This window comes from Elioraea tepida, assembly GCF_019203965.1.
In the GTDB taxonomy this organism is placed as follows: domain Bacteria; phylum Pseudomonadota; class Alphaproteobacteria; order Acetobacterales; family Acetobacteraceae; genus Elioraea_A; species Elioraea_A tepida.
The window spans coordinates 2,853,748-2,867,661 of the sequence record NZ_CP076448.1; the positions used below are offsets into that span (position 1 = coordinate 2,853,748).

The 13,914-nt window shown below is 71.1% G+C and carries 11 protein-coding genes; 5 read left to right on the plus strand and 6 right to left on the minus strand.

The window, feature by feature from the left end:
- Window positions 1-19 precede the first annotated feature (19 nt).
- The 6 genes from fliN to KO353_RS13750 form a co-directional block, all read right to left on the minus strand.
- Complete coding sequence (gene fliN, locus KO353_RS13725) at window positions 20-370, minus strand: flagellar motor switch protein FliN (protein ID WP_235691888.1); 351 nt, start codon at window positions 368-370, stop codon at window positions 20-22.
- Window positions 360-1,091 carry a hypothetical protein gene (locus KO353_RS13730; protein ID WP_218285350.1) on the minus strand — a complete coding sequence of 244 codons (732 nt, stop codon included), beginning with the start codon at window positions 1,089-1,091 and terminating at the stop codon, window positions 360-362. The genes fliN and KO353_RS13730 overlap by 11 nt, the downstream gene beginning before the upstream one ends.
- Before the next feature lies 1 nt (window position 1,092).
- Window positions 1,093-2,109: a flagellar motor switch protein FliG gene (gene fliG / locus KO353_RS13735; RefSeq protein ID WP_218285351.1), complete on the minus strand. Its 1,017-nt coding sequence runs from the start codon at window positions 2,107-2,109 to the stop codon at window positions 1,093-1,095.
- Window positions 2,110-2,139: 30 nt separating this feature from the next.
- Window positions 2,140-3,819, minus strand: a complete 1,680-nt coding sequence (gene fliF / locus KO353_RS13740; protein ID WP_218285352.1) for a flagellar basal-body MS-ring/collar protein FliF — start codon at window positions 3,817-3,819, stop codon at window positions 2,140-2,142.
- A 132-nt stretch (window positions 3,820-3,951) separates the two neighbouring features.
- Window positions 3,952-4,617, minus strand: coding sequence for a flagellar hook assembly protein FlgD (locus KO353_RS13745; protein ID WP_218285353.1), 666 nt, complete (start codon window positions 4,615-4,617; stop codon window positions 3,952-3,954).
- 21 nt (window positions 4,618-4,638) lie between these two features.
- Window positions 4,639-6,390, minus strand: a complete 1,752-nt coding sequence (locus KO353_RS13750) for a flagellar hook-length control protein FliK (RefSeq protein ID WP_218285354.1) — start codon at window positions 6,388-6,390, stop codon at window positions 4,639-4,641.
- Between the two features lie 325 nt (window positions 6,391-6,715).
- On the opposite strand from KO353_RS13750, the gene KO353_RS13755 reads away from it, so the two are divergent.
- The 5 genes from KO353_RS13755 (at window position 6,716) to KO353_RS13775 (ending at window position 13,876) form a co-directional block, all read left to right on the plus strand.
- Window positions 6,716-7,084: a flagellar biosynthesis repressor FlbT gene (locus KO353_RS13755; protein WP_218285355.1), complete on the plus strand. Its 369-nt coding sequence runs from the start codon at window positions 6,716-6,718 to the stop codon at window positions 7,082-7,084.
- A 190-nt stretch (window positions 7,085-7,274) separates the two neighbouring features.
- On the plus strand, window positions 7,275-9,527 hold the full coding sequence (locus tag KO353_RS13760) for a flagellar hook-basal body complex protein (protein WP_218285356.1): 2,253 nt from the start codon (window positions 7,275-7,277) through the stop codon (window positions 9,525-9,527).
- A gap of 26 nt (window positions 9,528-9,553) precedes the next feature.
- Window positions 9,554-11,137 (plus strand): flagellar hook-associated protein FlgK, encoded by a 1,584-nt coding sequence (locus tag KO353_RS13765; RefSeq protein ID WP_218285357.1) that lies wholly within the window; start codon window positions 9,554-9,556, stop codon window positions 11,135-11,137.
- 12 nt (window positions 11,138-11,149) lie between these two features.
- A complete protein-coding gene (locus KO353_RS13770) occupies window positions 11,150-12,280 on the plus strand; it encodes a flagellin (protein ID WP_218285358.1) in 1,131 nt (376 codons plus the stop codon).
- Between the two features lie 303 nt (window positions 12,281-12,583).
- Window positions 12,584-13,876, plus strand: a complete 1,293-nt coding sequence (locus KO353_RS13775) for a flagellin (protein ID WP_218285359.1) — start codon at window positions 12,584-12,586, stop codon at window positions 13,874-13,876.
- Window positions 13,877-13,914 lie beyond the last annotated feature (38 nt).

The following is a 13,914-nucleotide window of genomic DNA, read 5'->3' on the forward strand; positions in this document are numbered from 1 at the left end:
CTCCTGCTGCCTTGCGGCGTCACGCGCCGCGATCCGCCTTGACGATCTCGGTCATGGTCACGCCGAGGCGGTTGTCGTCGACCATCACCACTTCGCCGCGCGCCACGAGCCGGTTGTTGACGTAGATGTCGATCGCCTCGCCGAGCTTGCGGTCGAGCTCCACCACCGCGCCGCGGCCTAGCTTCAAGAGCTGGCTCACCTGCATCGTGCTCCGCCCGAGCACGGCGGAGACCTGGACGGGAATGTCGTAGATCGCCTCGAGCTCGCGCGTGCCCGGCGCGAACGCCGCGTCCTCGCCCGGCACCGCGACCTCCGATCCGCCCGAGGAGAGATCCTCGAGCGCGACACCCTGGCCCTGTTCAGCTGCCATCTTGGTTCTCCTCAGCGCTTCCGGGCGACAGCCCGAGCTGGTGAAGGACATCGCGCGCCGCGCTCGCGAGCGCGTGCGGATCGTGCCGCGCCTCGCCCCCGGGCCAGCTGACGCGCATCTCGCCCGGGCTCATTCCGGCCGTCCCGACCACCTCGAGCCGCCCGGCGAAATCGGCCGCGGCGGCAGCGCGTGCGAGCGCGGGCTCGAGGCGTCGCGCGAGCTCCGGCTCGAGGCGGATCACGATCCGCTCGACGCCAGAGAGCCGAGCGATCAGCGCCTCGGCGAGCATCCCGCAGGTCTTTGGAGCGTGCGCGGCGGCGGCTGAGGGCAGGGCGCGGGTGACGAGGTCGAGCGTCGCCCTGGCCAGCGCCCCGGCGGCGCGTTCCGCCGCCGCCGCCGCCGCCTCGCGCGCCTCAGCAAGCCGCGCCGCGATCGCCTCGAGCGCCGCCGCCGCGCGCGCCTCTGCACTCGCCTTCGCCTCCGCTGCCGCCGCCGCGCGCCCCTCGGCGACGCCTTTGGCGCGGGCCTCGGCGAGCTCGGCGGCGGAGAAGCTCGGCGCGATCACCTCCGGCTCAGGCGGTGGCGCGGGCAGCGGAGCGCGCGACGGCGGCCCATCCTCGGCGTCGAAGTCGCGCTCGAACAGGTAGCGGCGCGGCGGCGGCCGGTCTTGGCCGCGTCGGGCCAGGGCAGACAGGGCGATCGGACGTGGCGCGGTGCTCATGTCAGTAGACGAGCTCCTCCTCGCGGCCGTCGCTGATCGTGATCTGGCCGGACGCGGCGAGATCCTTCGCAGCGGCGACGATCGCGGCCTGCGCCTCCTCGACGTCCTTGAGCCGCACCGGCCCGAGCGCGGCGATATCCTCCTTCAGCATCTTGCCCGCACGCTCGGAGAGGTTCTTGAAGAACAGGTCACGGATCGTGTCGGAGGCGCCCTTCAGCGCGAGCGCGAGCGTCTCCTTCTCGACCGCGCGCATCAGCACCTGGATGCCGGCACCGTCCACCCGGGTGAGGTCCTCGAAGGTGAACATGAGGCTCTTGATCCGCTCGGCCGCCTCGCGGTTGCGCTCCTCGAGCGCGGCGAGGAAGCGGCTTTCTGCCGAGCGGTCGAGATTGTTGAAGATGTCGGCCATCAACTCGTGCGCGTCGCGACGCTGCGTCCGCGCGAGGTTCGACATGAACTCCATCCGAAGTGTGCGTTCCACGCTCTCGAGCACGTCCTTCTGCACGCTCTCCATCCTGAGCATGCGCATCACCACCTCGAGCGCGAAGTTCTCCGGCAAAAGCTGCAGCACGCGGGCGGCGTGATCGGGCCGCACGCGCGAGAGCACCAGCGCGACCGTCTGCGGGTATTCGTTCTTGAGGTAGTTCGCGAGCAGCTGTTCGTTGACGTTGCCGAGCTTGTCCCACATCGTCCGCCCGGCTGGGCCGCGGATCTCCTCCATGATCTGCGCGACCCTGTCCTTCGGCAGGCTCTTCAAGAGCAGACGCTCGGCGCTCTCGTAGGTGCCGCGCAGGTTGCCGGTGGCCGAAATCTGGTCGGCGAACTCGACGCAGAGCCGCTCGACGACGCTTGCCGAGACCACGCCGAGGCCGGCCATCGCGGCGCTGATCTCCTTGATCTCGTCCTCGTGCATCATCGCGAACAGGCGCGCCGCCGCCTCCTCGCCGAGAGCGAGCATCAGGATCGCCGCCTTCTGCGGCCCGGTGAGGCTGCGCCAATCCTCGCGCGCTCGTGCCATCGCCACGTCTCCGCTTCCCCGACCCGACCGTCAGCTCTCCTGCGCCATCCAGCTTCGGATCACCGAGAGCGCCTCTTCTGGGTGCTTCTCGGCGAGCTCGGCGATCCGCCGGAGGCTCGAGGCGCGCATTTGCCCCTCCACCTGGCTGACATTGATCAGGCTGTCTCCCTCGAGCAGCGGGACAGCGCCGTCAGGGCCCGGCAGCGTCGCCTGGCCGCCGGGGCCGGCGAGCGCCGCCGCCGCTGCGGCCGCGGCAGGGCCGGAGAGAGCCGGCAGGCCGGAGGTGCCGGGAAGCCCCGCGAGCGCGTCGCCACCCGCAGGGCTCACCCGCTCGAGCACACGCCCGGCGAGGGGGCGCACCACGAGCAGGAGCGCGAGCAGGGCGATGACGCCGAACACCGCCGTCTCGACGATCCGCACGATCTCGGCGCGGCCGATCGGCAGGCCGAACAGCCTCTCCTCCTCGGCCACGCCTGCGTCCGCCTCGGCGAAGCGGAGGTTCACCACCTCGATCTTGTCGCCGCGCGCCTCGTCGAAGCCGACCGCGCCGCGGACGAGAGCAGTGATCTGCGCGAGTTCCTCGGCCGTGCGCGGGCGCCAGACCGGGGCGCCGCCCCCCTCGGGCCTCGCCATCGTGCCGTCGACGAGCACGGCGATCGACTGCCGACGAACCTGCGGTGCCTCGCGCACGATCTGGCGCAGGGTTCGGCCGATCTCGAAATTGGTGGTCTCCTCGGTCCGGCTCTCCTCGGTGATCGAGCCGGCGTTCTGCGGCTCGGGGTTGGGCAGGTTGTTGCCCACCGTGACGTTCTGCTGCCGCTCCTGGCCGCGGCTCTGCTCGGTGATCGAGGAGGTGGAGCGGGCCACCTGCTGGTCAGGGTCGAAGCTCTCCCGGCTCTCGGTGATCCGATCGAAGTCCATTTCGACGGTGGCCTCGACGCGCACCTTCCCCACGCCGAGCGTGCGCTCGAGCAGTTCCTCGACCGCGCGGGAGAGGCGGAGCTCATGGGCGCGACGCACCTCCTCGGCGTTGAGCGCGACACCGAGGCCCGTGACCGCCTGCCCCCCGCGCGCGAGCAGAGAGCCGCGGCTGTCGACCACGGAGATGTTGGCGGGCTTGAGCCCGGGCACGGCGGCGGCGGCGAGATGGACGATCGCCTGCACCTGCTCGCGGTCGAGCCGCTGCGGCCCCGCCATGGTCAGCACGATCGAGGCCTGCGCCTCGGCCTGCTGGCGCGCGAAGGGCTCGCGCCTGGGCAGCACGAGATGGACGCGCACCGCACGCACGCCCTGGATCTGACGGATGGTCCGCGCGAGCTCGCCCTCGAGCGCGCGCACCTGGTTGATCCCCTGCTGGAAGCTCGAGGTGGTGAGGCTGTCGGTGCGGTCGAACAGCTCGTAGCCGACCGACCCGCCCGTCGGCAGGCCTTCGGACGCAAGGGCGAGCCGCACCCGGGCGACCTGCTCGACGGGGACGAGGATCCGCCCGCCATTGCCCTCGAGCCGGTAGGGCACGCGCTGACGCTCGAGGCTCTGCACCACCGCCGCGCTGTCGCGCGTGTCGAGGTCAGCGTAGAGGAGCGCCATCGGCGGCTGGCCGGCGCGGATGGCGAGGAACACGATCAGGCCGAAGAGCCCGGCGGCAACGACACCGAGCGCCGCAATCCTCGTAGGCCCAAGCGCGCGCAGTCCCTGCAGCAGCCCGTTCACGTCCAACCCTCTCCTTCCGCTCGGTCGCCGGCGGAGCGGCGTCCTGCCGCGAGGGCGACAGTGGCGTGCGAGCCCTTACCCTCCGGTTAAAGCCCCGGCATTTTCTGCCGCGTCGGGGTCAGGGAGGGGGGGTCAGCTGTCCGGCATCACGCTGCGGATCCGGTCGGAGGGAACCGTGATGTCGCCGAGGCGAAGCTTGATCGCCCCGTCCGCTCCGCGCTCCGCCCCCGTGACGCGGCCGTAGATCGTGGTCGAGACCTTCGTCGTGCTCGTTCCCGTCTGGCCGGTGACGGTCAGCGTGTAGACCCCGTCGGGCAGGCGGCTGCCCGAGTTGTCGCGGCCATCCCAGAAGAAGCCGTGGGTGCCGGCGGTGGTCTCGCCCCGCGCGGTGCGCACCACGCGGCCGGCGGCATTGGTGATGGTGATCATCGTCTCGCTCGTCGGTCCGGAGAGCGTGTAGGTGCCGGCCGCCTCGCCGCGCTGCAGCGGCAGGGCGGAGCCGTCGACCTCCACCGTCCGCCCGATCAGGGGGGTGAGCGCGGTCAGCTGCGCCGTGCCTTGGAGCCTGATCAGGTTCTCGAGATTGCTGTTGGTCGCGAGCTGCTGCTCGACCTGGGCGAACATCACGAGCTGCTGCGTGAACTGGTTCGTGTCGAGCGGCGCGGTCGGGTCCTGGTTCTGCAGCTGCGTGGTGAGCAGCTTCAGGAAGTCCTGGAAGTTGTTGGCGATCCGCGCGCTCGCCGCCTGCTGCATTCCCTGCCGGTCGGCGATCGAGAGGACCTGCTGAACGGTGGACATGGGTCTTGCTCCTTCGCTGTGTCAGACGGCGATGTCGAGGCCGCCGGGAGCGGCCCTTCGCTGGACCGTTTCGCTTCGTGCCCGCTCGGCGTCGGCGCGCGCGTTCGCGGGCGCAGAGCCCCGGCCGTCGCCGCCTTCGCGCGCGGGCGCCTCGCCGCCGCCGCGTCCGTCACGCGCGGCGAGGTCGAAGCTGAACGCCCGCCCCTCGGCGCCGACGCCGGCCTGGGCGAGGGCGCGGTCGAGCGCTGCCTGGTCGCGCACGAGCAGAAGCAGCGTCTCGGGCCGTTCCGCCACGATGTGGATCCGCGCCTGCTGCTCGTTCTCGCTGCGCACCGAGATCTCGACCCGGCCGAGCTCGACCGGCTCGAGCGTCACGGTCACGCTTCCCGGGGAAGCGCTTGAGCCGGCGGCGAGGGTGACCACGACGGGCATGATCTGCTGCGCCGGCGCGGCTCGCGGCGCCCACTGGACGGTCTGGGCCTGCGGCGCCGGTGGCGACGTGATCGGGAGCCCCGCAAGGCCGAGCGCCGGCTGGGCGAGGGGCTGGCCGGTCGACGTCGCTGTGGCGCTGCCGGGGGGGGTGGTGTTCGCCTCTGACGGCCTCCGCACAGGCGCGGCGTTTACCTCTGGCCGAGGCGAGGACGGAGATGGCGTCGAAGACCTGAGCAGCGCCGCGCCGCCCTCCGCCACGGGGGCGTCGTCGGTCAGGGCATCGGTGCTGCCGGGCGGCCCGGCGCCGGGCGCCTCGAGCGCCTGCGCCGTCAGGGGCGCCGGCTCTGCCGGGGGCTGAGCGGCGTTGAGGGTCTCGACGGACGCTGCCGCAACGAGGGGTGAGAGGGCCGGTGCCGCCGCGCGGAGCGGACGCGGCTCCGCCGCGCGGTGGACCGCGATCTGGACGAGCGGCGGCGGCGGTGGCGCGACCGGTCGCTCGGCAGAGCGCGCTGCCGCCTCCCCGCTGGCGATGGGCGAGGGGGTGGCCTCTGCCCCGCTCGCCGCAGCCGGTGCGGCGCCTGCCGGTGCGTTTGCGGTCGGCGCCGCGGTGCGGTTCGTCAGTTGCGGTGACGGTTCGACCGCCCCCCGCGCCTGTCCCCGAGCCGTCTCGGGTATGGGCTGTTCTTTCGGCGGGCTTTCGCCCAGGTCGCGAACGCGGGTCGGAGCGGCGAGGCGTTCGGGCTGGAAGTCGCCGGCGGTCTCGGGTGCTCGGTCTGCGTCAGCATCCGGTTCGAGGGAAGCGGGAGGCGCTCCGGCCGGGTCGTTTGCCAAGGCGTCGGATGGTCTCGCTTCGGGCGTGACGCCAGCCCGCCCCGATATTGCCTCCGCCGCCTTCGCCTGTTGCGAGGCGGCCGGTGCGGCGGTTGCCGGTGGCGCGACCAGGAGCGCGGGGTCGGAGACGGGGTCGAGCCGGAGAGGCTGCGCCTGGTTTTCCTCCGCCTCGGCTTCTTTCGCCGGTCCAAGCTCGGTCGTGCCCGCAGCCTGTCCGTCCACGGGCCCGGCGAAGACCATCGCCAGCGGCAGGAGCGCGCTTGGCACGGCCAGGGCGTCCGGCTCGGCAGGCCCTGGACGCCCGATCGCTTCTCCGGGCTCCTCGGCCAGACGAGCCTCCGGGGCCTGCTCCGTCGCGGCCTCCCCGGCAGGGTCAGGCGGCGGTTCGGGGGCTGCATCGCCAAGCAGCCCGGCGAGCAGGCTCGAGAAGCTTTCGCCACCCTCTCCAGCGCGGGCGGCGTCGGGAAGGGTGGGCGGTGCAGCGGTGGCTTGGCTGATCGCGACCATCATGCGCCCGCGCCCCGCAACCCCCGGGCCAGGATCCGAACCCTTGAAGATCAGGGGCTTGAGCAAGAGCCGCCGCGTCGGCGCGACGAAACTGCCGGGCAGGTCCTGCCCTGCCCGGCAGGTCCGCACCGGGGCAGGTGGGCGCCTCCCGCGGCAGATCCGACCCGGCAGTTTCTGCCGCCCCCGGCAGGATCTGCCGGGCTGCGCAGACGCGGGCATGGGTGGGCCAGGCAGGGCAGGCCGAAATCGCGCGGCCGCTCCGGCACGTCGCTTGCTCGCCCCGTCTCCGGGTGCGTTCCCGCGCCCGGCCGAGCCGAGGGTGGGCAGGATGCCGCTGAAGGTTGTTCTCAAGCCTGGCGAGACGCTCGTGGTCAACGGCGCCGTGATCGGCTCCGGCGACCGCACCGCGACGATCTTCCTGCACAACGAGGCGCAGTTCCTGCGCGGCCGCGAGATGCTGCGCGCGGAAGAGGCCATCGGGCCGGAGCGCGCTCTCTATCTCGCGATCCAGATGGCCTATCTCGGCCAGGCGCCGGAGCGGGCGGTCCATGACGCGCTCGCCGCGCTGCGCCGCGCACGCCCCGAGGCGGTTGAGGAGATCGCGGCGATCGCGGAACTCGTCTCGATGCGCCGCCACTACCAGGCGCTGAGGCGCTGCCGCGCCCTCTTCCCGACCGCGACGGACCACGCCGCGTGACCACCCCGCCCGGCAGGGCCTGCCGGGCAGCGGGCACAGCCTGCCCGGCAACCCGGTCCCGCGCTCCCGGGCCGCATGCGGCGGAAGCCGCCTTTTTGCTTGCTTTTCCGCTCTGGCACGGCGTCTGCGTCGCGTGTGGCGACGGAACCCGGTGCGGCCATTCCCGCACGGCACAGCCTGGAGGCAGACCATGTCGCTCTTCGGTTCGATGACCACCGCGATCGGCGGGCTTACGGCGCAGTCGCGCGCGCTCGGCCACATCTCCGACAACGTGGCGAACAGCCAGACGATCGGCTTCAAGCGGATTGACACGAGCTTCGTGAGCTACATCACCTCGTCCGCGCCGCGGCTGCACACGCCGGGCAGCGTCGTGGCGCGGCCCGACTTCACCCATACCGTCCAGGGAACGATCGAGCAGACGGAGAACAAGACCGCGCTCGCCGTCGCCGGGCAGGGCTTCTTCGCGGTCGCCGCCCCGTCGGGCGAGGTCAACGGCCTGCCCACCTTCGACCCGCGGCAGTTCTACACCCGCGCCGGTGATTTCACGCTCGACCGCAACGGCTACCTCGTCAACAGCGCGGGCTACTTCCTGCAGGGCTGGAACGTCGATGCCAACACCCGCCAGGTCGACCGCACGCTGCTGCAGCCGATCCGCGTGAGCCAGCTCGTCTCGAACCCGGTCGCGACCTCGGAAATCACGCTCGCCGCCAACCTGCCGGCCAACCCGCCCGAGGGGCGCAACAGCTTCTCCTCCTCCGTCGGCATCTACGACGCCCTCGGCCAGCAGCGGACTCTCCAGCTCGAATGGACGCGCGCGGGCAACAACAACTGGCGGCTCGACGTCGTCGCTCCCGGCTCGACGCTCGACCCCGTCGGCGGCGCCGGCACCATCCCAGGCTTCGACGACCAGGCAATGAGCGCCTTCAACGTCCAGGGCACGGTGCAGCCGCAGCAGCAGCAGGACGACATCCAGATTCCCGCGACCGTAACGGCAGGCCAATTGTTCCAGGTCACGATCAACGGCATCGTCGTGAGCTACACCGCGACCGCGACCGACACGACGACAACGGTGCGCAACCAGCTGATCAGTCGAATCAACACCGACGCGGCGACCCTCGGCGTGAACGCGACGGCCCAGTCGGCGGACACGCTCCGCCTCAACGCCACCTCGATCGGCACGCCCTACACGCTCGCCGTGTCCGCGAATCTGACGGCGACCAGCGTCCAGACGAACACGCCGGCGCAGTACCAGACCGACAGCTTCACCTTCACCGGAACGGTCGGCGAGGTGGGCGACCAGTTCACGATCTCGCTCGACGGCATCACCGGCGGCTTTCCGGCCACGAAGAGCTGGACCTACACCACCACCGGCACCGAAGGCTCAATGAACTCGATCGTCAACGGCCTTGCCGCCCTGATCAACGCCGACCCCACGAGCCCCGCGATCGCGACCGTCAACGGCTCGATCCTGACACTGACGGCCAAGAGGGCCGTGCCGATCCCCTCCTGGAACGTTGTCGCCGGCCGGAGCGACATCACGGTCGGCGCGGTCGTCCCCGGCAACACCTACAGCGTGACGCTGAACGGCAACACCTATTCCTACACGGCGCTCGCCGGGGACACCGCGGACGACGTCCGCGATCAGCTGATCACCCTGATCAACACGAGCATCAGCCCGCCGCCCGCCTCCATCGTGGGGCCCGGCGTGCTGCGGATCGCGCCAGGTCTCGGCAACCCGCTCGCCGTCAGCGTCGCCGGCAACCTGACGGAGGCGACCACCGGCACGCGCACCGCCAACGGCAATATCCCCCCCCATATCCAGGTGACCTTCGGCGCGCCGGGTGACCCGACGCGCGCCGGGACGATCACCGCGCTTTCGGCGGCCAATGTCGCGGGCGGCACCGCTACCGTTCCGGCGAACCAGCTCACCGGCGACCGCGCCTATGTGGACGTGGTTCTGAACTACGGCTCCGGCCCGCAGAGGGTTCGCCTGTTCCTCGGCAGCTTCGGGCTCGCGGACGGGGTGACGCAGTTCGCCGGCGCCGACTACGCCGTGCGCAGCCTCGAGCAGAACGGCGTGCCGCAGGGAAGCTTCTCCTCGCTCGCGATCCGCGAGAACGGCGATGTCGTGATCAACTACGACAACGGCCAGAGCCGGGTGATCAACCGCATCCCCGTCGTCACCTTCAACGAGGCCGACAAGCTCGAGCGTGTGGACGGCCAGGCCTTCATGCGCACCACCGAGAGCGGTGAGGCGCGCGTTCTCGACCCCGCACGCGACGGCGCGGGCAAGCTCGTCGTCGGCTCGATCGAGCGGTCGAACGTCGACATGGCGGCCGAGTTCTCGAAGCTGATCATCGCCCAGCGCGCCTACACCGCGAACACCCGCATCGTCTCGGCCTCGGACGAGATGCTGCAGGACACGCTCAACATGAAGCGCTGAGCCCGGCGTAGGGACGGGAGGCAGCGGTGTCGCTCGACAGCGCGATCGGGATCTCGACCTCGGGCCTGCGCGCGATCTCGGCGCAGCTGAGGACGGTTTCGAACAATGTCGCCAATGCCGAGGTTCCCGGCTACACGCGCAAGACCCTGCCGACGCGCGCGGTGACGGCGGATGGCCTCGGCATCGGTGTGGGCGTCGAGCAGCCGGCGCGAGTGACCGATGCGGCCCTGCAACGGGCCGTCTGGGCGCGGGAGGCGTCCTTCGCCGCGGCCGATACGCGCGCCTCCATCCTCGCCCCGATCGAGAGCCTGCACGGCCGGCCGGAGGCGGGCGACAGCCTCGCCGGCCTGCTCGGCAAGCTTCAGCAGGGGTTCATCACCCTCGCCGCCGACCCTTCCTCGGCGAGCCTCCAGGTCGAGGTGGTGACGCAAGCCGAGACGCTTGCCGCACGGATCCGCGAGATGGCGGGCGCGGTAACCGCGGCGCGGAACCGCGCCCAGGAGGAGCTCGTCGCCGGCGTGGCGGAGGCGAACCGCCTGCTCGGCGAGGCGGGCGTGCTCACGCGCGAGATCGTCCGCCTGCGCAACGAGGTTCTGGGCACCGCCGAGCTCGAGGACAAGCGCGACGCCATCATCGGCCAGCTCTCCGCGTTGCTCGACATCCGCGTCGTGCTTAAGGAGAACGGCGAGATGCAGGCCTTCACGCGCGGCGGCCTCTCCATACCGCTTCGCCCGGACGCGTTCTCGACCCGGGGGGCGGAGCTCGGCCCGGGCGCGTTCTACGACCCTGAGGGAGGCACCGTGCCGCCACTGCTTCTCTCCGATCCGACGCGGGCGGCAGGCGCGGTCGATGTCACGCGCGGCCAGGTGGGGGGAAGGCTCGGCGCGCTCCTGTCCTTGCGCGACGAGACGCTCCCGCGTTTCACGGCGGAGCTCGACGAGTTCGCGCACAAGCTCGCGCGCCGCTTCGAGCAGCAAGGCCTGCGCCTCTTCACCGATACCTCGGGCAACGTGCCGCATGAAGGCGGCGTGGTGCCGCAGGCGCGCTACATCGGCTTCTCCTCTGAGATCCGCGTATTTGCTCTCCTGCTCGAGACCCCGCGGCTCGTGCGCGACGGCACGCACGCGATCCCTGCCGGGATCCCCGGTTTTCCGGCGACCCGCGAGGTGCAGCCGCCCTATGGCGACCCGTTCGTCCCGAACCCCGCCACCGGGCCGCAGGGCTTCGACCAGCTCATCCGTCGCATCCTCGACCACACCTTCGGCGCGACGCTCGGGCTCGGCCGGCCGCATGACCCCGCCTTCCTCATCCAGGGCCTCGGGCCGACGGGGCGCCTCTCCTCGCCCATCCCTGCGGCGGCGACGCTCTCGGCCTTCGCCTCCTCGCTCGTCGCCACCCAGACGGCCGAGCACGCCGCGGCGAAGGCCTCGGCCGAAAGCGAGCGTTCGACCCGTGACCTGCTCGCCAATCGCTATGCCGATGCGGTGGGGGTGAATCTCGACCAGGAGATGGCGCTGCTCGTGCAGCTTCAGAACGCCTACCAGGCGAATGCGCGTGTGCTCACCACCGTCCAGGCGGTGTGGGACGCGCTGCTTGCAAGCGTGCGGTAACGGGGGGCGGAGATGACGACGGTCTCGAGCTACGGCACGATCGGCCGCACGCTCACCGCGGCGCTCGCCACGCGCGACCGGCTCGATCTCCTCACCCGACAGGCCGCTACCGGGCGCGTTGCGGAGACCTTCGGCGGGCTCGCGCCGAACGCGCGCGTCTCGATCGATCTCCGTGCCGCGATCGCACGGCGCGAGTCCTACGGCCAGGCGATCGCGACGGCGGAGGCGCGGATTGCGGTGATGCAGCCCGCGCTGGGCCGGATCGGCGAGATCGCGACCGGCACCGTGCAGGCGGCGCTCGCGGCGGTGACGCAGGGGCGGAACGCCATCCCCGTGCTAGCGCAGTCGGCGCGCGAGGCGCTCGCCGAGGTGGCAGCCATGCTGAACGCCACCGCGGGCGACGAGTATGTGTTCAACGGCTCCGACGTCACCCGCCCGCCGATCCCGAACGCCGGCGCGATCCTGCAATCGGGCTTCTTCACGCAGATCCAGGCGGCCGTGCAGCAGTTCGGCCAGCCCTGGGACCATGACGCGGACCCGCTGACGCCGAACGTGCCGCGCGGAGCGACCCAGGTGCTCGCCGACACGCTCGCGATCGCCGCCTCGACCGCGCCGGGAACGACGCCCTTCTCCGCCTTCCTAGAGGGGCCGGGAGCGTCGGAGCCGCGCCTCGGCCTCGTTGCCGATGACAGCCAGCGCGTCACCTATGGCCTGCGCGCGAATGCCAACGGGCTTGCCCAGTCGCGCACTGACCCGCCGAGCACCGGCAGCTTCATCCGCGACATCCTGCGCGGGCTTGCCGTGCTCGGCTCGCTCGACGAGGACCTCGCCGCGATCGACGACCCGGCCCTTGCCGGTGACGGCATCCACGAGCTCCTGATCGGCGTCTCGCGCTCGCTCCAGTCGGCGGTCAAGACGCTCGAGGAGGAGCGCGGCGCGCTCGGGGTTGCGGAACAGCGCCTCGCGGCGTTGAAGGAGCGCCATCTCGACATGTTGGTCGTGCTCAAGGCGCAGGTGGGCAAGGTCGAGGATGTCGATCTTGCCGAGGTTTCGGCGCGGCTGCAGCTTCTGCAGACGCAGCTCGAGATGAGCTACCGGCTGATCGCCGGGCTGCGCGACCTCAACCTCGCCCGCTTCCTCTGATGGAAGATCCTGCCCCGCACCCGGCAGTTCCTGCCGGGGCGGGGCGGAGGGGGAAAATCCTGCCGGGCAGGGACTCCCGCGAGCCAGGGCAGTCTGCCGCGGGCCTGTCAAGCCATCAAGCAAGCCCCTGACTTTGAAGCGTTAACCGCCCGTTCAGATTTGTCTCGCATACAGAATGGAACGGCACGGCCTTTGCACTGTCTCGTGGCGCGCAAGGCTGCGCGGCCGACCGCCGCCCCCTCCCGCAGGACGGAGGCGGGGCGGGCGGGGCGGCGGAACCGAGTGACGCAAGGAGCAACACGGATGTCCTCGATCAACACCAACGTCACGGCGATGGCTGCCATCCGCAGCCTCTCCATGATCAACAACGCCATGTCGAAGACCCAGGCCTCGATCGAGAGCGGGCTTCGCATCAACAAGGCGAATGACGACCCTGCCGTGTTCGCGATCGCGCAGGGCATGCGCGCCGACCTCAAGGGGCTGACGGCGGTGCGCGACGGCCTCGCCTTCGGCAAGGCGACGCTGACGGTCGCGCGCGACGCCGCGACCAAGATCAGCAACGAGCTCAACACGCTGAAGCAGACGGTGACGCAGGGCCAGCAGCAGGGCCTCGACAAGGCGACCATGAACAAGCAGGTGCAGAACCTGCTCGCCAACATGCGCAGCTTCGCCGAGACGGCGACGTTCAACGGCGTGAACCTTCTGAACAACAGCGCGTCGGGCGACCGTGAGCTGCGCGTGCTGCGCGACATCACCGGCAATACGATCAGGGTCGACAACCAGGAGATCATCTCGAACACAAATAGCCTGCTCGGCCTCGATGACCTCGACGTCGACCAGGGCGGCATCCGCCTGACCTTCGCCGCTGACGTGGACTTCGACGACGGCGACGCGGTGGCGGTGACGCAGAACGGCATCGAATACGTGTTCGAGTTCAACACCAGCGCCTCGCCGACGCTCACTGCCGAAGCCTCCGACACCCGCCGCGTGATCGCCGTGGACATCGGTGACGGCACGTCCCTCACCCCCGCGGCAGAGCTCGGCCGGCTCGTGGACGCAATGAAGGCAAACGGCATCGGCGCCCGCGTGAACAGCGACGGCACGCTCGACATCTTCGGCGGCAACGTGTCGCGGGTCGGCTTCAACATCGCCGGCGGCACTCCCACGGCGGGCACGCTGGAGAAGGTGACGACTGGCGGCGTCGTGACCTGGAACGCCTTCACCGACTACAACGTCGTGGACGGCACTGCCACGGCCAGCGGCGGCAGCGCCAACATCGCCGTCATCGGCGGCACTCTGACCGGCGCGACGTGGTCGAACGCGTCCTCGGCGATCGCGACCGTCGACGAGGCGATTCGCAGGGTGAACACCATCGTCGCCGAGCTCGGCGCGCGTCTCTCCCAGGTCGAGGGCCAGCAGGAGTTCACCAAGCAGCTGACCGACTCGATCCGCGAAGGCCTCGGCGCGCTGGTGGACGCCGACCTCGCCGAGGAAAGCGCGCGGCTGACCAGCCTGCAGATCAAGCAGCAGCTGGCCATCCAGTCTCTCTCCATCGCCAACCAGCAGGGCCAGGCGCTTCTCGGCCTGTTCCGCTGACCACACCGGAAGGGGGCGCCGGCAACGGCGCCCCCGAC